This window comes from Halomonas sp. OfavH-34-E (assembly GCF_024124525.1).
GTDB classification, from domain to species: Bacteria; Pseudomonadota; Gammaproteobacteria; order Pseudomonadales; family Halomonadaceae; genus Halomonas; species Halomonas litopenaei.
The window spans coordinates 23,652-42,881 of the sequence record NZ_JAMXRY010000018.1; the positions used below are offsets into that span (position 1 = coordinate 23,652).

Genomic DNA, 19,230 nt, shown 5'->3' on the forward strand with positions numbered 1-19,230 from the left:
TGACCCCCTTGGATGTCGACGACCTCGTCCGTGACGCGCCGTCATGACTGGATGCTGGCGACTCTATCAGCGCCTCGCCATATTCGCCATTGGTCTAAGAGCGAAGTCACTGGAGGATTTTTACAACACCCGGGGGAAATCGACGATTCCTGTAGTCAGCGCCCTGACGCCGCTATCGAGGTCTCCGCCAGGGCGTGCAAATCATGACGTCGGATGCTGGCGTCAAAGTATCTGAAAGGCGCGCGAATGCTTGGCTCGGCCCCGCCGCCAGGACTTTTTTCAGAGGCTGATCGAAAGCCAGCCTATCTTGTAGTCGGGCACGCCTGTGCCGCCTTAGGTTTACTTTGGAACAGCGACAACTTGTCTCACCGCAGCGGTAAACGGACAATGCCATCACTGTCTTCAAGGGAATCGTCATGACCCGAACCGCCTTCTTCATTTCCGACGGCACCGGCATCACCGCCGAGAGCCTGGGCCGCAGCCTGCTGGCCCAGTTCGAGAACGTCGACATCCGCAAGCTGACCAAGCCCTACATCGACACCATCGAGAAGGCGCGCTCGCTGGTCAGCATCATCGAGGCCACCGCCGTGCGCGACGGCGTGCAGCCGATCATCATCGACACCATCGTCGACGAGAAGATCCGCGCGGTGATTCGCCAGGCACCGGGCTTCAAGGTCGACATATTCTCCACCTTCCTCGAGCCGCTGGAGCGCGAGCTGGACACCCACTCCTCCTACAGCGTCGGGCGTACCCACGCCATCTCCAGCGACGATGTCTATATGGACCGCATCCACTCGGTACACTTCGCCCTCGACAACGACGACGGCGCCCGTACCCACCAGTACGACCAGGCGGATGTCATCCTGGTCGGGGTGTCACGCTGCGGCAAGACGCCGACCTCGCTGTACCTGGCGCTGCAGTTCGGGGTGCGCGCGGCCAACTATCCGCTGACCGAAGACGACCAGGACGACAGCGGCACCCTGAAGCTGCCGCCGGTACTGGCCAAGCAGCGCCACAAGCTGTTCGGCCTGACCATCGACCCGCGCAGGCTTGCCGCCATCCGCCACGAACGTCGCCCCAACAGCCGCTACAGCAGCATGGACCAGTGCATGCAGGAGGTCGCCCAGGCCGAATCCATGTTCCGCCAGCTGCATATCCCCTTTATCGATGCCACCCGCTTCTCGGTGGAGGAAATCTCCACCCGCATGATCGCCGAGACCGGCATCAACCGCCGCTTCTCACCGCGCTGACACCCGCCTGCGTCCGCCGGTCCATGGCGGGAAGGTGCCTCCTTTCCGCCATCTCCCTGTCGGCTCGCTGCCCCCTGCTCGGCTGCATCACAGCGCAGGGTCCGTGGGCTTGGGCATAGGGCTGAGTCACCAGGCTCCGGACCGTTCCAGCGCACCCAGCGACTTGCAATGATAGTCAATCTCGTTACTATTTCTTTCCGTAGTGGACTCCCCGGCGCAGCCATCCCTTACCTGTCGTCGCCGCGCAAGAATAACCGCCCTGAGAAAAGGTAACGCCCCATGATCTCCCGTCTCGTCCGCCGTCCCCTGGCGCTTGCCATTGCCGCCAGTGCCCTTGTCGTGTCTAGCCACGTCGCCGCCGAAGACGTTACCGCCAAGGCGGTGGTGAGCCACTACACCGATCTCGCCCACACCACCTATAGCGACGCACTGAAGACGGCCAAGGCGCTGGACGAGGCCATCGACAGCCTGCTGGCCGCGCCGACCCCCGAGACCCTGGCCGCGGCCAAGAAGGCCTGGCGCGAGGCGCGGGTGCCCTACCAGCAGAGTGAAGTCTTCCGCTTCGGCAACGCCATCGTCGACGACTGGGAAGGCCAGCTCAACGCCTGGCCGCTGGACGAAGGCATGATCGACTACGTCGCTCAGGACGGCTACCAGCACGAGCTGGGCAACGCCGGCGCTACCGCCAACATCATTGCCTCCGAGCGCATCAACGTCGGCGGCGAAGAGATCGACGTCAGTACCCTGAGCCCGGAGCTGCTGGCCGAGCTCAACGAGATCGGCGGCTCCGAGGCCAACGTGGCCACCGGCTACCACGCCATCGAGTTTCTGCTGTGGGGCCAGGATCAGCACGGCTACGAGGCCGGCGCCGGCGAGCGCCCCGCCAGCGACTTCGCCCAGGGCGAAGACTGCAGCAACGGCCACTGCGACCGCCGTCGGGCCTATCTGAAGGCAGCCAGTCAGCTATTGATCAACGACCTGGAATGGATGGTCGCCCAGTGGGCGCCGGTAGACGGCGACAACTACCGCAGCGAACTGACCGCGCAACCGGCTGAAGAAGGCCTGCGCCGCATCCTCTTCGGCATGGGCTCACTGTCACTGGGGGAGCTCGCCGGTGAGCGCATGAAGGTCGCGCTGGAGGCCAACTCCTACGAGGACGAGCACGACTGCTTCAGCGACAACACTCATAACTCGCACTACTACAACGGTCAGGGCATCCAGAACGTCTACACCGGCAGCTACCAGCGCATCGACGGCACCACCCTGGAAGGACCGGGCGTGGAAGCCCTGCTGGCCCAGCGCGACAGCGAGCTGGCCCAGACCCTGGAGCAGCAGATCGAGGCCTCCATGGACGCGCTCGGCACCCTCAAGGAGACCGCCGAGCGCAGCGACTCGCCGATGACCTTCGACATGATGATCGCACCGAGCAATGACCAGGGCGCCGCCATCGTCAACGATGCCATCCTGGCGCTGGTCACCCAGACCGGCTCCATCGAGCAGGCCGCAGGCGAACTGGGCGTCACCTCGCTGCAGCCCGACGACGCCGGTCATACTTTCTGACCCCGTCACTGGACCCCGCTTGATCCAGATCAGGTGATAACGCCTTGGCGGATGATGCAATGAGAGTCATTCGCCCCAAGAAGCCGCACCGCCCGCGTGCGGCTCACCTGTTTCAAGGAAACGCCTGATGCGTCAATTTCCGTCGCTCCCCCCTGCCCTGTCAGCGTTGCTGGCGGCCCTCGTCATCGGCGCGCCGGTCAGCGCAAACGACGCGCCAGTCAGCGCAAACGACAGTCCGCCCATCCAGAACGACCCACGCTCGGGTGGCGAAGGCTCGGTCAGCCAGTTCGACCACAACGCCTACTCGCTGCCCCTTGGCAACATGAGCATGACCAAGCGCCTGGACTTCAGCGTCGGCAACAGCTTTTTTCGCAACCCCTGGGTGGTGGCACCGGCCAGCACCGATGCCCGTGACGGCCTCGGACCGCTGATCAACACCAACAGCTGCCAGGGCTGCCATATCAAGGACGGCCGCGGTCACCCTCCGGCCCCTGGCGAGGCGCCGGTGTCCCTGTTCCTGCGCCTGTCGCTGCCCGCTGAAAGCGACGAGGATCATGACATCGTAAGGCGCACCGGCGCCGTTCCGGTGCCCCACTACGGGCGCCAGCTTCAGACTGCGGCGATTCCCGGCGCCACGCCGGAAGCCGACATGGTACGCACCCTCGAGGATCGCGAGATCAGCTTCGACGACGGACACCACGTGGTGCTCGCGGCGCCCGTCTATTCCATCGAGAACCCCGCTTACGGGGAGCTGCCCGAGAATCTGCTGACGTCCCCCCGGGTCGCCCCGCCGATGATCGGCCTGGGCCTGCTCGAGGTGGTCGACGAGGCGCAGATCCTGGCCTGGGCGGATGAGCAGGACGCCGACGGCGATGGCATCTCGGGCCGGCCAAACCGAGTGTGGGACGTGCGCCAGCAGACCACCGTGCTGGGACGGTTCGGCTGGAAGGCCGGTGAGCCCACGGTGGAGCAGCAGAGCCTGCACGCCTTTGCCGGTGACATGGGCCTGACCTCGCGCCTGGCCGCGAGCACCGACTGTATGCCGGGCCAGGGCTGCGAGAACTTCCCCGATGGCGGCGATCCCGAAGTCAGTGACGAGGTCGCCGACTTCATCACCTTCTACGCCTCGAGCCTGGCCGTACCCGAGCGGCGCGACATGGATTCGCCAGACGTCCAGGCCGGCGCCCGTCACTTCAACACCCTGGGTTGCGCCAGCTGTCATCGCCCGTCGCTGACCACGCCGGAAGACACCGAGCGCGCCGAATTGGCCGGACAGACCCTGTGGGCCTACACCGACATGCTGCTGCACGACATGGGCGAAGGCCTCGCCGACGGTCGCCCCGAGTACCAGGCCGACGGCAATGAGTGGCGCACCCCGCCACTGTGGGGGCTAGGCCTGGCCCAGAGCGTCAATCCCCAGGCTGGCTTCCTGCACGACGGACGGGCTCGCACCTTGGAAGAGGCGATCCTGTGGCACGCCGGTGAAGCCGAATCTTCACGAAATGCCTACAAGGCGCTTGAGGCCCACGAGCGCCAACAACTACTGGACTTCCTGAACTCCCTATGACGACTTTTCCACGACACTCGGGTAGCGCCCTGGCAGCCGCCCTGCTGCTGGCGACCGCCGGCTTGACGCTGGGCGGGCCCGGGACGGCCCTGGCCCAGGGGTCCTCTGACGCCAGCGCTGACACCGCGCACGATGCAGAGAACGAAAGCACCCCGCGCAGCGTCTGGCATCACGATATCGGGCTTGGCTATCGGCAACTGGCGAGCCGGACTCAGGCACTGGCCGAACGCCTGAAGGCGAGCTGCGGCGAGGCCGGGGTCGACCGCCCGGCGCTGCGCAGTGAGTGGCTTGCGGCCTACCAGGCCTGGCAAGTGGTGCGCTTTGTCGACTTCGGGCCGATCGAGGTGGACAGCCGTGCCTGGCAGCTCCAGTTCTGGCCCGACGCCAAGAATCTTGTGGGTACCCGCGTCGGCGCCAGGCTACGCCAGGACGCCCCCGTCGGCGCCGACGACATCGCCGAGGCCGGCGTCGCCGAGCAGGGCTTCCCGGCGCTGGAAGTACTGCTCTACGACGACGTCATGGCCAGCCGCTCGCTGGGCGACCCCCTGCCCTGCGCCCTGGCTGGGGCCATCGGCAGCCACCTGGTCGCCGTCAGCGACGCCGTGGTTGCCGACTGGCAGGCCTTTGCGCCGCACTACCTGGCCACCGACAGCTACAACGAGGCGACCCTGCACGGTGCGATGCAGTCTCTCGAGATTCTGGAGGACAAGCGCCTCGGCGAGCCGCTCGGCTTGATGGGCGCCGCGCCCAATGCCTATCGCGCAGAGGCCTGGCGCAGTGGCCAGTCGGTGGCCCTGGCGGCCGCCAGCCTGGCGGGCCTGCAGCAGTACTTCCAGCCGGGCCTTGCGACCTGGCTGGATCAGGCCGGCCATGCCGAGCTGGGCGACGCCTTTGCTCGCCAGCTGGAGGACACGCTCGATCAGGCCGAGGCGATCGATACCGGTATCGTCGATGCGTTGGACGAACATTCAGATGGCGATGCCAGCTCCCCGGCAGCACAACAAGAACTGGCGACCCTCTACCTGGAGGTGGCCCAGCTGCGGGCGCTGCTCGATGATCAGATCGCCCCCGCCCTGGGGGTGGTCAAGGGCTTCAATTCCAGCGACGGAGACTGACCCGGTGGCGTCACTTCCTTCTCTGTCCCGGCGGCGCCTGCTCAAGGCGTCGCTGCTGGGACTCGCCGCCACCGGCCTGCCGGCCAGTCTGTGGGCACTGGACGATGATGGCCGCCGGCAGTGGTACTTCAGCGCGGTGGACGACAGCGACGGTGGACACCACCTGGCAGGGCTGCGCCGCGACGGCGCGGGTCACTTTCTGCTGCCGAGCCCGGAGCGCTGCCACGGCGGCTGCCTCAGACCGGGCCGCGACGAGGTGGTACTGTTCGCTCGACGGCCAGGCCAACGCTTCCATGTGCTCGACGCCAGGCGCCAGGCATCGACACTCGAGATCAGCGCGGGACAGGGCCGGCACTTCTACGGCCACGGCGTGTTCGACCCGAGCGGTCGCTGGCTCTACGTCACCGCCAATCGCATCGACGACGCCATGGGGCTGGTTCAGGTGCACGACGCCGAGCAAGGCTACCGGCATGTGGGCGACCACCTTCTCGACGGCATCGGTCCCCACGAGCTCGGCCTGATGCCCGATGGCGAGACCCTGGTGGTGGCGCTGGGCGGTATCCGCACCCAGCCCGACAGCGGACGGGCCAAGCTCAACCTCTCGGACATGGACCCCGCCCTGCTGCTGCTCGATCGCCATAGCGGCGAGATCCTCGAACGCCATCGGCCATCCCACCACCAGCTGAGCTGTCGCCATCTGGACATCGCCCCCGACGGCACCGTCGTCGCCGGCTACCAGTTCCAGGGCCCCGAGTGGGAGACCGACCACCCGCTGATCGCCAGGCGCGCACCGGACGGCAGCTTCAGCGAGCAGGTGCTGCCTTCGCCCCTGCAAGGGCGTCTGGCCCAGTACACCGCCAGCGTGGCGACCAGCCAGGTGCGCCCGAGCGCGGCGATTTCCGCCCCACGAGGCAACAAGGTGCTGGTGCTGGGCAGGACCAGCGGCGAGCTGCTGGCACAGTTCGATATCGAGGACGCGGCAGGCGTTCGCTGCGACGGCGCAGGGGGATATCTGGTCACCACCGGCGGTGGCGAGGTCCACCGCATCGACGATGGCGGCCGCCATCACCAACTGGCCGCCTTGCCGCTGCGCTGGGACAACCACCTGACCTGATCACCACCCGCGTGTTATCGGCCATCGGGCCGTCGACCAAGACATCGCCCCTGGCATCAATCCTGACATCGCCCCTGGCATCGACGACCGCGCCAACAACACGGCCAGGCCCCTTCGGGCCTGGCCGTGTGCACTCGGGTACTGCTGGGGGGGGCTTAGCGGATGATGCCTTCCCTGCGCAGCCGCTCAATATCGGACGCCGACAACCCCATCTCGGTCAGCACCCTGTCGCTGTGCTCACCAAGGCGTGGTGGCGCGGAATCGGCGGTGGCACTGGCCCCATCGAAGCGCAGCGGGTTGGCGACCTGGGGCACGCCGTCGATTTCCCGGGCCATGCCACGGTGACGCACCTGAGGATCGGCGAACACTTCCGGCAAGGTATGGATGGGCCCTGCCGGTATCCCCTGGGCCTCGCATTCGGCGAGCCAGTGATCGCGCTCGCCGCCGCTCAGAATGCCCTGGATCAAGGCCACCAGATCCTGGCGATGGGCGACCCGTCCTTCGTTGGTGGCGTAGTCGCCTTCGGCCCATTCGGGGTGCCCGAGCAGCTCAGCCAGGCGGGCGAACTGGGCGTCGTTGCCCACGGTGAGCACCAGATGACCATCGCGGCAGGCGAACGCCTGGTAGGGCACGATATTCGGATGAGCATTGCCGAAGCGCTGCGGTGCCACACCGCTGACCAGGGTGTTGAGCGCCTGGTTGGCCAGGGTCGCCACCTGAACGTCGAGCAGCGCCAGGTCCACGTGGCTGCCCTCACCGGTCTCGCGCCGGCGATGCAATGCCGCCAGCACCCCGACAGTGGCGTAAAGCCCCGTCATCACGTCGGTGATCGCCACTCCGGTCTTCATCGGCATGCCGTCGGCGTCGCCGGTCAGACTCATCAAGCCGCCCATGGCCTGAATCATGAAGTCGTAGCCGGCCCGGTGGGCGTAGGGTCCGGTCTGGCCAAAGCCGGTGATGGAACACACCACCAGCGCCGGATTGATCTCTCGCAGCGAAGCAGCGTCGAGGCCATAGCGAGCTAGCCCGCCGACCTTGAAATTCTCGAGCACGATGTCGGCGCCCTTGGCCAACGCCTTGATCAGCCGCTGGCCATCCGCGCTTGCGATGTCCACCGCCAACGACTGCTTGGCACGATTGGCGCAGAGGTAATAGGCGGCCTGGCGTTCGACCGCATCACCGTCGATCGGCTCGCCCTGATGCCAGGGCGGCCCCCAGCCGCGAGTGTCATCGCCACGACCGGGGTGCTCGATCTTGATCACCCGAGCGCCGAGGTCGCCGAGTAGCTGGCCGCACCAGGGGCCGGCCAGCACCCGCGACATGTCCAGCACGGTAACCCCCTCGAGCGGCCTGGCGGCGCTGGCAGCTTGCGTGCTCTCGCCTGTCGTATTGCCGGCGCCGGCCTCCGCTGAGCTGTCTGCCTGGTGCATGGCGGTGTCACTCACCCGGTGAAGGCCTGCAGGCCGGTCTGGGCACGCCCGAGGATCAGGGCATGCACATCGTGGGTGCCTTCGTAGGTGTTGACCGCCTCGAGGTTCATGACGTGACGGATGACGTGGTACTCGTCGCTGATGCCGTTGCCGCCGTGCATGTCCCGGGCGACCCGGGCGATATCCAGCGCCTTGCCACAGTTATTGCGCTTGATCAGCGAAATCGCCTCGGGCACCAGTTGGCCGTCGTCGATCATCCGCCCCACCCGCAGCGACGCCTGCAGGCCCAGGGCGATCTCGGTCTGCATGTCGGCGAGCTTCTTCTGGATCAGCTGATTGGCGGCCAGCGGGCGGCCGAACTGCTTGCGCTCCATGGTGTAGTCACGTGCGGCGTGCCAGCAGGCCTCGGCGGCGCCCATGGCACCCCAGCTGATGCCGTAACGGGCGCGGTTGAGACAGGAGAAAGGCCCCTTCAGGCCCTGCACGCCAGGCAGACGCTGGTCGTCGGAGACCTCGACGTCCTGGATCGCGATCTGGCCGGTGATGGAGGCGCGCAGGCTGAACTTGCCCTCGATCTTGGGCGCGCTGAGACCAGGCATGCCCTTCTCGAGCACGAAGCCGCGGACCACCCCCTCCTCGTCCCGTGCCCAGACCACGAAGACGTCGGCGATCGGCGAGTTGGTGATCCAGGTCTTGGTGCCGTTCAGGCGCCAGCCGGAGTCGGTGCGATAGGCCCGAGTCGACATGCTGCCGGGATCGGAGCCATGGTCCGGCTCGGTCAGGCCGAAGCAGCCCACCCACTCACCGCTGGCAAGCTTCGGCAGGTAGCGATCGCGCTGAGCGTCGCTGCCGAAGGCGTGGATCGGGTACATGACCAGGCTCGACTGCACGCTCATGGCGCTGCGATAGCCGGAATCGACCCGCTCGACCTCACGGGCGATCAGGCCGTAGCTGACGTAGTTCATGCCGGCGCAGCCGTAGCCATCGATGGTGGCGCCGAGCAGTCCAAGCTCCCCCATCTCGTTCATGATCTCGCGATCGAAGCGCTCGTGACGGTTGGCCTCGAGCACCCGGGGAAGCAGCTTTTCCTGGCAGTAGTCGTGGGCGGTCTGCTGGACCATACGCTCTTCCTCGTCGAGTTGATCGACGAGGCGGAAGGGATCTTCCCAGGTAACGGGGGTGATGCTGGTCATGGCGGGGGCTCCAGAATTTCTACATTTTCACCAAATGTAGACCTAATGGTCGGTCTTGCCAACCCCCACCTTGGTCGAGCGATGACGAATCACGGGCCTCGACGTCGAACGACGAGGCCCGAACGTCGTCAGCCCGGCTATTGGCCGGACGACTCGCCGGCCCGGTACAGCGACTGGATGCTGGAAAAATCCAGACCGCCGTTACCCTGGGCGCTGTGCAGCGCGAACAGGTTGCGCGCCTGGGAACCCATCGGCACGCTGGCGCGGGACTCAAGCGCCAGCTCCCAGGCAAGCCCCAGGTCCTTGGCCATCAGGTCGGTCAAGAAGCCGCCCTGATAGTCACGTGAGGCGGCGGAACCCTCCATCACCCCGGGCCAGGGGTTGTAGACGTTCAATGCCCAGTTGCCGCCGCTGCTCTGCTTCATGATCTCCGACAGCACGGCCGGATCCATGCCGTTCTTGACACCCAGAGACAGCGCCTCGGCGGTACCGCTCATCAGGATGCCAAGCAGCATGTTGTTGCAGATCTTGGCCACCTGGCCGCTGCCACTGGGGCCTGCGTGGAACAGGTTCTTGCCCATGGCCTCGAGCACCGGACGGGCCTGCTCGTAGGCGTCGGCGTCGCCACCGACGATAAAGGTCAGGGTGCCGGCCTTGGCGCCCCCGATGCCGCCGGACACCGGCGCATCGAGGTAGGCCAGGCCGCGATTGGCGGCCTCGCCCGCCACCAGCCGGGCATCGTCCGGCGAAATGGTGGAGGCATCGAGCAGCAAGGGCCGCGACGAGAGCTGGTCAAGCAGTCCCTCGGCACCGTCACGGCCGAGGTACAGCGCCTTGACGTGCGCCCCCGCCGGCAGCATCGAGACCACCACCTCGGCGCCTTCGGCGGCCTCCAGGGCGGAACTCGCCCGACTCGCGCCCTGCTCTTCAAGCGTCGCCATGGCCGACTCGACCAGGTCGAAGACCCGCACCTGGTGGCCCGCGCCGACCAGATTGGCGGCCATCGGCGCGCCCATGTTGCCAAGGCCGATAAAGGCGATTTGCATAAGATGTCTCCTGGCTATCTAACGAATTGTGATTGTTGTGCTGTCACGTCAAGCGGCGATCAAAGGTCGTCCAGTGGCCCGGGACCGTTACCCCAGGGGGCACCGAACATCGCCGCCAGATCGGCGCTGCCTACGCTTGCGACGTCTCGATGCCGCCACTGCGGTGACTTGTCCTTGTCGATCAACAGCGCGCGCACTCCCTCGGCGAAGTCGCCCAGCACGTTGCACTGGATCGACACCACCAGCTCGTCGCGGAAGGCGTCGGCCAGCGAGGAGTGGCGATGTCGCTCGAGCATCCGCCAGGCCAGTTGCGCGGTCAGTGGACAGCCCTTCTCGAGTCGTGCGCGATTGGCCGAAAGCCAGTCATCGTCGCGATCATCGCCCAGGATGGCAGCCACGGCGTCCTCCACGCGGCCCTTGAGGGTCAGCGAGGTGATGTGATCCAGATGGGGCCAGACCTGCGCCCCGGGGGCCTTCTCCGGCGCCTCGAATTCACCGAGTACGTCGCACACCAGCGCCTCGGCGTCATCCACGTGGCCAGGGGCGAAGTGGCAGTCGCAGAGTCGCGCGAGCAGCTCGTCGCGCCGCTCGCGCGGCACGAAACGATCCGCCATGCCCAGGTCAAGGGCGTCCCTGGCGTTGATGCTGGCGCCGGTAAGACCCAGGTAGAGCCCGACCCCCGGCGGCATCTTGTTGAGAAACCAGCTGGCCCCGATATCCGGATACAGACCGATGGTGATCTCCGGCATGGCGATCCGAGTGGTCTCGGTCACCAGACGATGCCGACCACCGGCGGTCAGGCCGAGCCCACCGCCCATGACGATGCCGTCCGCCCATACCAGCAACGGCTTGGGATAGGTATGCAGTCGATAGTCGAGGCGATACTCGGCGGAAAAGTAGTGGCTGGCATAGCTGCCGACACCGCGCCCGGCCTCCTGCTCGCGCTTGAGCTCTCGCACCAGCGCCACCACATCGCCACCGGCGCAGAAGGCCTTGTCCCCCTCACCGTCAAGCCATACCGCGTGAACATCGGGGTCCTGGGCCCACTCCTCGAGTCTTTCGTCGAGCAGCTCGATCATCTCGAGCGACAAGGCGTTCAAGGCCTTGGGCGCGTTCAGGGTGGCGATACCGATGCAACCGCCGCCGGCCGCCGGGCGGCGTTCGAATCTGACCAGGTCGTGACTCATTGTTTGGCTCCTTGCACTCTTTTCCATGCGCTGTCTGTTCAATCCGACGTCACTGCAGCGATTCGACCACGCCGTCGGCGAGCAGGCGACGACCGACGATCAGGCGCATGATCTCGTTGGTCCCCTCGAGAATCTGGTGCACCCGGGTATCGCGGACCAGGCGCTCCAGCGGGTACTCACGAATGTAACCGTAGCCCCCGTGGAGTTGCAGTGCCTCGTTGCAGACCTTGAAGCCGATGTCCGTGGCAAAGCGCTTGGCCATGGCGCAGTGGGCGGTCGCCTCGGGATCGCCCTGGTCCAGCCGCCAGGCGGCCTGGCGCACCATCAGACGGGCCGCCATCAATTCCGTGGCCATGTCGGCGAGACGGAACTGCAGCGCCTGAAAGGACGACAGCTCGCGACCGAACTGCTTGCGCTCGCCGAGGTAGTCGCGCGCCAGGGTCAGCGCATGCTGGGCCGCCCCCAGCGAACAGCTGGCGATATTGAGACGGCCACCGTCCAGCCCCTTCATGGCAAACCGGAAACCCTCGCCCTCTTCACCCAGACGATGGTCGGCGGCCACCCGCACACCATCGAAGCTGACCAGTCGAGTCGGCTGGCTCTTCCAGCCCATCTTGTCCTCGTTCTTGCCATAGCTGACGCCCTCGGCGTCCGCCGGTACCAAAAAGGCCGAGACGCCACGGGCGCCGCTGTCCGGCTCACCGGTGCGCGCCATCACCACCAGCACCTCGGTGGAACCGGCACCGGAGATAAACATCTTGGCCCCATCGATGACATAATTATCACCGTCTCGCACGGCCTTGGTACGCAGATTGGCGGCATCCGAACCGGCACCGGGTTCGGTCAGGCAATAGGAACCGAGCCACTCACCACTGACCATGGCCTCGACGTAGCGATCACGGACGCCGTCGGTGGCCCAGTTGGCAATCATCCAGGTGACCATGTTGTGGATGGTCAGGTAGGCGGTGGTGGCGATACAGCCCTGCGACAGCTGCTCAAAGATCAGCGACGCATCCAGCCGCGAGAGCCCCAGACCGCCGTGTTCTTCCGGGGTATAGATCCCCAGAAAGCCCGCTTCGCCGGCGCGCCGGATGACGTCCAGCGGAAAGTGCGACGTGGCGTCCCACTCGGCGGCGTGATCCTTGAGTTCGACTCGGGCAAAGTCGGCGGCGGCGTCGACCAGGGCCTTCTGATCGTCGGTAAGGGAAAAGTCCATGGTGGCATCCTCATGTTCAAGACGTCGATGGCGAGCCAGACAGCGAGTCGGACAGCGAACCGTTCGGCTGGCCATTCAGCCGGCCGGGCGGCTTCCCCGCCATGCAATGGGACCCAACCTAGCACTTGCTCGGTTTTCGACCTATCAACCCATAGTCGTACACGGCGCTGCGGCCCTGGACACCGGGGCGCCTTGCCCGGGCGAGGGTCAATTTCGCTACATCCACTTTACGTTAACGTAAACTTTGACTAGTGTCTTTTCCAAGGACCCCGCCGCGTCGGGTCCTCCCAACAGGACAGAGCATCATGAGCAAAACCGCCAGCGCCAACCGCGCCTCAGGCTCCTCCAGCGAAGCTCGCCAGCCCACCGCGATCTCCCGCACCTACAGTATCGGAGAGCTGGCCAAGATGTTCGAGGTGACGCCTCGGACTATCCGCTTCTATGAGCAGGAGGGGCTGTTGGCGCCCCGACGTCAGGGTCAGAAGCGCATCTATCGCGAGAAGGATCGGGTGCGCCTGAAACTGACGCTCAGAGGCAAGCGGCTCGGGTTCTCGCTGGCCGAGATACGCGAGGTGGTGATGATGTACGACGCCATGCCGGACGGAAACGCCCGCCAGCTCAAGCGTCTACTCGAGATCATCGCCGAGAAGCGTGCCGAGCTAGACCGTCAGCTCGAGGATATCCGCCTGATGCGCCTCGAGATGGACGATGTCGACCGGCGAGCCCGGGACGCCCTGGGACAGCTCGGCGAGAAGGACTAGGTCCCGTCCTCCACGACTGGCTCTGGTCCCTCGCCTGCTGCGACACCCTGACTGCCAATGCTCTGCCCCGAACAATGACAATACCCTGCCCCACGGCAATCACCAGACGACAAGACGAGAGCCACGATGACACGCCAGTCTGCTTCCTCTCCCGATCTCGCTCCCTCGACCGCGCCCTCACCCTCGAGCGTGAGCTACGTCAGCGGCATCAGTGACCTGCCCCTGAAGGGCCAGACCATCGGTGACTGCTTCGACGAAACGGTATCCCGCTTCCCCGACCAGGACGCCTTGATCAGCCGCCACCAGGGGCTACGCTATCGCTGGCGCGAGCTCCAGGACGAGGTGAACCAGGCGGCCCGCGCGCTGCTGGCCATGGGCGTCAAGAAAGGCGACCGGGTGGGCATCTGGTCACCCAACTGCGCTGAATGGACGATCACCCAGTTCGCCACCGCCAAGATCGGCGCCATCCTGGTCAACATCAATCCGAGTTACCGCACCCATGAGCTCGACTACGCGCTCAAGCAGTCGGGCACCTCGACGCTGATCCTCCAGGGCAGTTTCAAGACCTCGGACTACGTGGCCACCCTGGCCGAGCTTGCCCCGGAGCTCAACGACGTCCAGGGGGCTGGCCCGCTCAAACTGGCCGGACTGCCCGAGCTCAAGCGTGTCATCTGCCTCGACTCGGCCAGGACCCTGCCAGGCATGCTGGCCTGGGAGCGCATCTTCGAGCGCAGCGACGAAGTCAGCGCCGAGGAATTGGCCGAGGTGCAGTCAGGCCTGCAGTTCGACGAACCGATCAACATCCAGTACACCTCCGGCACCACCGGTGCGCCCAAGGGCGCCACCCTGTCCCACCACAACATCCTCAACAACGGCATGTTCGTGGCCAGGGCGATGAACCTGACCGATCAGGACCGCATGGTGATTCCGGTACCGCTTTACCATTGCTTCGGCATGGTGATGGGCAACCTGGGCTGCGTGACCCACGGCGCCACCATGATCTACCCCGCCGACGGCTTCGACCCCGAGACCACCCTGGCGGCGGTGGCGGAAGAAAAGGCCACCACGCTGTACGGTGTCCCCACCATGTTCATCGCAGAGCTCGAACACCCGGACTTCGAACGCTACGATCTGTCGTCGCTGCGCACCGGGATCATGGCAGGCTCCATCTGCCCGATCGAGGTGATGCGACGGGTCATCGACCAGATGAACATGCAGGACGTGACCATCTGCTACGGCATGACCGAAACCAGCCCGGTCAGCTTCCAGACCACCACCGATGCCCCGCTGGACAAGCGCGTCACCACGGTGGGCACCATCCACCCGCATCTGGAGGTCAAGCTGGTGCATCCGGAAAGCGGCGCGGTAGTCCCGAAGGGCGAGACCGGCGAGCTGTGCACCCGTGGCTACAGCGTGATGCTCGGCTACTGGAACAACGAGGAAGCCACCGCCAAGGCCATCGACAACGCCGGCTGGATGCATACCGGCGATCTGGCGACCATGGACGATGAAGGCTATGTGGCCATCGTCGGGCGTATCAAGGACATGATCATTCGCGGTGGCGAGAACATCTACCCCCGCGAGATCGAGGACTTCCTCTACACCCATCCCGCCATCTCCGACGTTCAGGTCATCGGTGTACCCGACCAGAAGTACGGTGAGGAGGTCATGGCCTGGGTCAAGCTCAGCGAAGGCGAACAGCTCGACGAGGAAGCACTCAAGGCCTTCTGCAAGGGCAAGATCGCGCACTACAAGGTGCCGCGCTACGTCAAGTTCGTCGACGAGTTCCCGATGACCGTCACCGGCAAGGTGCAGAAGTTCAAGATGCGCGAGGAAGCCACCCACGAACTTGGACTAGCCTGAGTCCTGAATAGCAGGACCTGAAAGCCAAGGTCCTGAAAGCCAAGGTCCTGAAAGCCAAGAACTTGAAAGCCAAGCTCCTGGCTTACCTGGTACCCCAAAAACAGAAGCGCCCCGGAGGGTATCCCCGGGGCGCTTCTTGTATTGCTGACGCCGGACACTGGCGGTCGGTCTTGCCCTAACCTTTTTACATCCCCTTGGGAGCAAAGATCCCCGGTGCGTTGCGCCAATAGCCTTTAATGTCCATCCCGAAACCAAAGACATAGCGGTCGGCGACCTCCAGGCTGCAGTAATCGGCCTTGAGGCCAGGCACTGCCTTGCGGTCGTGATTCTTGTCCACCAGTACCGCGGTGGAGATGCTCTTGGCACCGGCCTCGCGGCAATAGTCGAGGATGGCCGCCAGGGTGGCACCTTCATCGAGGATATCGTCGACGATCACCACATGACGTCCGGCCATGGGAATCTCCGGCGAGACACGCCAGAACAGCTCGCCCCCTCGGGTCTTGCCGCGATAGCGAGTGGCGTGCAGGTAGTCCACCTCCAGCGGAAAGCCCAGACGCGGCAACAGGTGACCGGTAGTGATCAAGCCACCGTTCATTACGCAGTAGAACACCGGCAGTTCATCGCCGAGATCCCGGGTAATCTCCTCGGCCATGCGATCGAGCGCACGCTCGACTTCATCATGGCTGATCAGGCAATCCGCGGTGTCCATCACCTCACGCATATCGTCACGTGAAGCGCTATGGGCAGGGTCCAGTTTCGGCATAACAGTCAACTCGTTTCAAACATCAATCAGAAGTCATCGCCTCGAGGCGAGCGTGTACCCGGCGCCAGCGAGACAGGGCCGGCAAGGCGTCCAGGTCAGGACGAGCGCGGCCATAGCGCAAGCGTGAAGCCCGGCGAACGGTCCGCTCGGCACAGGCATCGAGCACCGCCTTGGCAGCGGCTCGGTCATTGCACACCAGCACCATGTCACAGCCGGCGTCGAGGGCCGCCTGGGCGCGCTCCACCGGCCCACCGGCGACCTGAGCGCCGGCCATGGTCAGGTCATCGGAAAAGATCAGGCCCTTGAAACCCAGGCTCTCACGCAGCATGCCAAGCCAGGGGCGCGAGAATCCTGCAGGCCTTGGGTCAAAGGCGGGATACACCACATGAGCCGGCATCATGCCATCGAGCTTGGGTGCCAGAGACTGAAACGGCACCAGGTCGTGCTGTCGGAGTTCGTCGAGGCTACGTTCGTCACGCGCGACTTCATGGTGGGTATCGGCCTTCACCCCGCCATGCCCCGGAAAGTGCTTGCCGATCGCCGCCATCCCTGCGTCGTGCAGTCCCTCGACGAAGGCACCCGCCAGCAGCGCCACGGTCTCGGGGTCACCGGCAAAGCTGCGATCACCGATCACCGATGACAGCCCGACGTCGACATCCAGCACCGGCGCGAAGCTCAGATCGAGGCCACAGGCGGCCATTTCCATACCCAGTAGCCAGCCGGCGTCCTGGCACAGCCGTACGGCCGTCTCGGGTGAGTCCAGGTACTCCTGCCCCAGGCGAGACATCGGCGGCAGCCGGGTGACTCCGTCTTTCAGGCGCTGGACACGCCCTCCTTCCTGGTCGATGCCCAGCAGAAGATCAGGACGCACCTCTCGAATCGACCGGCACAGTTCGCGCACCTGGTGCGCATCTCGAGTGTTGCGTCCAAACAGGATGACACCACCGGTGGCGGGATGCTCGAGCAGCGATCGCTCCTCTGCCGATAGCTCATGGCCATCGAGATCCAGCATCACGGGTCCGAACGTCTGGGTCATGTCGCTTACCTGATCGGAAAAAGGGAACAATTTTAGACTAATGGCTGAGCAGGTGACACCCCAAGGGCGACGCAGGAAGCCCGGCAAGGGACGTCCGGGCCCCTGACATCACCCGCTGCCTTGCCGTATCACCAGACAATCGCCTCTTGCCAACGGTAGAATAGCCTCCTTTGACCGCCCCCGAACCACGGAGCTCCTTTTGCTTTTTTCGGATGTCACTTTCGCTTCTCTTGCTCTTGTTGCTCTGCTGGGGTTATGCCTCGGCAGCTTTCTCAACGTCGTCATCACTCGCCTTCCGGTCATGTTGATGCAACAGTGGCGCACCGAGGCCCGCGCGGCTCTCGAATTGTCAGACGATACCGAGGAGCCACTGTCACTGGCCCACCCACGCTCTCGCTGTCCGCGCTGTCTCACCCCTATCGCCTGGCACGACAACCTGCCGTTGCTGGGATGGCTCAAGCGTCGCGGACGCTGCGCCAACTGCCAGGGACGCATCAGCATCCAGTATCCGCTGGTGGAACTGGCCAGCGCCCTGCTCGCGGTCTGCTTCTGCATCCTCCACGGACCCACCTGGCATGCCCTGTGGCTTTACGGCGCCAGCCTGACGCTGCTGGCCCTCGCGGTGATCGATCTGCGCACCCAACTACTTCCCGACGCCCTTACCCTGCCCCTGTTATGGTGTGGCCTGCTTTACCAACTGCTGTTCAGCCCCGCCAGTCTGGATGATGCGGTGATCGGGGCCACCGCCGGCTACGCCGTGCTGTGGGCCATCGGCAAGGCCTTTCACGTCCTCACCGGACGCGACGGCATGGGGCTTGGTGACGTCAAGCTGATTGCCGCACTCGGCGCCTGGCTCGGCTGGCAACTGTTGCCACTGGTGATATTGATCGCCGCCTTGCTAGGTGCAATTTCGGGTCTGCTGATACAGTGGAGGTCCCGACACCTGAGGGGCCAGCCCTTGCCGTTCGGTCCTTCGCTGGTATTGGCCGGCGGTCTCGGCCTGCTCGCCGGCAATGAACTGCTCACCGGATATCAGGCGCTGTCGGGACTGACATGAAGACGGCTGCGCTCGGTGAGACGGGGTGAATGGCGTCTCGAAATGCAGGGTTGCACCTCGTAAACTGCGTTCTCTCAGCGCTGCAACCTTTGATCGTCGCTTGCCGACGTTGCACTCAAGGCCCAGGCTACTGCACCACACAAGCACTACGCTGAACACACGAAGGGAGTACGGGTGGCATGATAATTGGACTGACTGGTGGCATCGCCTCAGGCAAATCGACGGTGGCCCGTCTGTTTGGCGATCACGGCGCTCGCTGGGTCGATGCCGACGATATCGCGCGCGAGGTGGTCGCCCCGGGCGAGCCGGCCCTCAAGGCCATCGTCGACCGATATGGAGATGCCATACTGACCAGGGAAGGTCGCCTCGACCGTGCAGCCCTGCGCGCCCTCGTCTTCGCCGACGAAAAGGAACGCCGCTGGCTTGAAGCGACCACCCATCCACGCGTGCGCGAACGGTTGGTCACGAGACTGTCACTGCTGCGGCAGCAAGACGCCCCCTATGTGCTGCTGGTTTCCCCGTTGCTGTTTGAATCCGGGCAGGTGGACATGGTCCAGCGCACCCTGGTGGTGGACGTACCAGAAGCGCTGCAGATCGAACGCACTACCCAGCGTGACGATGTCGACCTGGCCCAGGCCAAGGCTATCGTGGCCTCGCAGATGGGTCGTGACGAGCGGGTGTCACTGGCCGACGATGTCATCACCAATGACGGTGATCTAGCGGCGCTCTCCGAGGCCGTCAAGGCACTGGATGCCACCTATCGCAGGCTCGCCGCCAAGGCCTGAGCCTGCCTCTTCCGCTATCGACGTTTACGTCTTGCATCAGGAGCCCCACATGTCACACAGCACTCGTCAGGGCACCTTGAAGGTTGCCTGCCCACAATGTCGCAAGGAAGTACTCTGGACGCCCGAGAACAGCTATCGCCCCTTCTGCAGCAAGCGCTGTCGTCTTATTGACCTGGGGGCCTGGGCCGATGGCAGTCATCGCATTGCCGGCGAACCCGCCATGGACGAAACCAGCATCGATGAGTGGGTCGCCAGAGCCGAACGCGACCTGCACAACCAGGACTGAA

Annotated in this window: 17 protein-coding genes; 10 read left to right on the forward strand and 7 right to left on the reverse strand. The window is 65.0% G+C overall.

What is annotated here, in order from left to right; all coding sequences use genetic code 11:
- The first annotated feature begins 416 nt into the window (after window positions 1-416).
- The 5 genes from NH448_RS09760 (at window position 417) to NH448_RS09780 (ending at window position 6,606) form a co-directional block, all read left to right on the forward strand.
- Window positions 417-1,250, forward strand: coding sequence for a pyruvate, water dikinase regulatory protein (locus NH448_RS09760; protein WP_045994921.1), 834 nt, complete (start codon window positions 417-419; stop codon window positions 1,248-1,250).
- Window positions 1,251-1,529: 279 nt separating this feature from the next.
- Window positions 1,530-2,810: an imelysin family protein gene (locus NH448_RS09765; protein WP_045994920.1), complete on the forward strand. Its 1,281-nt coding sequence runs from the start codon at window positions 1,530-1,532 to the stop codon at window positions 2,808-2,810.
- 127 nt (window positions 2,811-2,937) lie between these two features.
- The gene (locus NH448_RS09770; protein ID WP_253028704.1) at window positions 2,938-4,377 is read left to right on the forward strand and encodes a di-heme oxidoredictase family protein; all 1,440 of its coding nucleotides are present in this window, start codon (window positions 2,938-2,940) and stop codon (window positions 4,375-4,377) included.
- Window positions 4,374-5,492, forward strand: coding sequence for an imelysin family protein (locus NH448_RS09775; RefSeq protein WP_253028705.1), 1,119 nt, complete (start codon window positions 4,374-4,376; stop codon window positions 5,490-5,492). The genes NH448_RS09770 and NH448_RS09775 overlap by 4 nt, the downstream gene beginning before the upstream one ends.
- A gap of 4 nt (window positions 5,493-5,496) precedes the next feature.
- Complete coding sequence (locus tag NH448_RS09780) at window positions 5,497-6,606, forward strand: DUF1513 domain-containing protein (protein ID WP_253028706.1); 1,110 nt, start codon at window positions 5,497-5,499, stop codon at window positions 6,604-6,606.
- A gap of 155 nt (window positions 6,607-6,761) precedes the next feature.
- On the opposite strand, the gene NH448_RS09785 is transcribed toward NH448_RS09780, so the two are convergent.
- From NH448_RS09785 to NH448_RS09805, 5 genes are all read right to left on the reverse strand, one after another.
- Window positions 6,762-8,051 carry a CaiB/BaiF CoA-transferase family protein gene (locus NH448_RS09785; RefSeq protein ID WP_349625479.1) on the reverse strand — a complete coding sequence of 430 codons (1,290 nt, stop codon included), beginning with the start codon at window positions 8,049-8,051 and terminating at the stop codon, window positions 6,762-6,764.
- Window positions 8,048-9,229, reverse strand: a complete 1,182-nt coding sequence (locus tag NH448_RS09790) for an acyl-CoA dehydrogenase (protein WP_045994918.1) — start codon at window positions 9,227-9,229, stop codon at window positions 8,048-8,050. Before NH448_RS09790 ends, NH448_RS09785 begins: the two co-directional genes overlap by 4 nt.
- A 137-nt stretch (window positions 9,230-9,366) precedes the next feature.
- A complete protein-coding gene (gene mmsB / locus NH448_RS09795) occupies window positions 9,367-10,275 on the reverse strand; it encodes a 3-hydroxyisobutyrate dehydrogenase (protein ID WP_222517235.1) in 909 nt (302 codons plus the stop codon).
- Window positions 10,276-10,334: 59 nt separating this feature from the next.
- Entirely contained in the window at window positions 10,335-11,462 is a 1,128-nt protein-coding gene (locus NH448_RS09800) for an enoyl-CoA hydratase/isomerase family protein (protein ID WP_253028707.1), read from the reverse strand.
- Window positions 11,463-11,511: 49 nt separating this feature from the next.
- The gene (locus tag NH448_RS09805) at window positions 11,512-12,678 is read right to left on the reverse strand and encodes an acyl-CoA dehydrogenase family protein (RefSeq protein WP_253028708.1); all 1,167 of its coding nucleotides are present in this window, start codon (window positions 12,676-12,678) and stop codon (window positions 11,512-11,514) included.
- Between the two features lie 305 nt (window positions 12,679-12,983).
- On the opposite strand from NH448_RS09805, the gene NH448_RS09810 reads away from it, so the two are divergent.
- Both NH448_RS09810 and NH448_RS09815 read left to right on the forward strand, forming a co-directional pair.
- Window positions 12,984-13,439 carry a MerR family DNA-binding transcriptional regulator gene (locus NH448_RS09810; RefSeq protein ID WP_290442723.1) on the forward strand — a complete coding sequence of 152 codons (456 nt, stop codon included), beginning with the start codon at window positions 12,984-12,986 and terminating at the stop codon, window positions 13,437-13,439.
- Window positions 13,440-13,565: 126 nt separating this feature from the next.
- Window positions 13,566-15,302 carry an AMP-binding protein gene (locus NH448_RS09815; RefSeq protein ID WP_253028709.1) on the forward strand — a complete coding sequence of 579 codons (1,737 nt, stop codon included), beginning with the start codon at window positions 13,566-13,568 and terminating at the stop codon, window positions 15,300-15,302.
- A gap of 184 nt (window positions 15,303-15,486) precedes the next feature.
- Here NH448_RS09815 and NH448_RS09820 read toward each other — a convergent pair whose 3' ends face one another.
- Both NH448_RS09820 and nagZ read right to left on the reverse strand, forming a co-directional pair.
- On the reverse strand, window positions 15,487-16,065 hold the full coding sequence (locus NH448_RS09820; RefSeq protein ID WP_045992365.1) for a hypoxanthine-guanine phosphoribosyltransferase: 579 nt from the start codon (window positions 16,063-16,065) through the stop codon (window positions 15,487-15,489).
- Between the two features lie 22 nt (window positions 16,066-16,087).
- Window positions 16,088-17,101 carry a beta-N-acetylhexosaminidase gene (gene nagZ, locus NH448_RS09825; RefSeq protein WP_222517239.1) on the reverse strand — a complete coding sequence of 338 codons (1,014 nt, stop codon included), beginning with the start codon at window positions 17,099-17,101 and terminating at the stop codon, window positions 16,088-16,090.
- Between the two features lie 199 nt (window positions 17,102-17,300).
- On the opposite strand from nagZ, the gene NH448_RS09830 reads away from it, so the two are divergent.
- From NH448_RS09830 to yacG, 3 genes are all read left to right on the forward strand, one after another.
- Complete coding sequence (locus NH448_RS09830; protein WP_045992367.1) at window positions 17,301-18,158, forward strand: A24 family peptidase; 858 nt, start codon at window positions 17,301-17,303, stop codon at window positions 18,156-18,158.
- Window positions 18,159-18,337: 179 nt separating this feature from the next.
- Entirely contained in the window at window positions 18,338-18,943 is a 606-nt protein-coding gene (gene coaE / locus NH448_RS09835) for a dephospho-CoA kinase (RefSeq protein ID WP_045992368.1), read from the forward strand.
- A gap of 49 nt (window positions 18,944-18,992) precedes the next feature.
- A complete protein-coding gene (gene yacG / locus NH448_RS09840) occupies window positions 18,993-19,229 on the forward strand; it encodes a DNA gyrase inhibitor YacG (RefSeq protein ID WP_045992369.1) in 237 nt (78 codons plus the stop codon).
- Window position 19,230 lies beyond the last annotated feature (1 nt).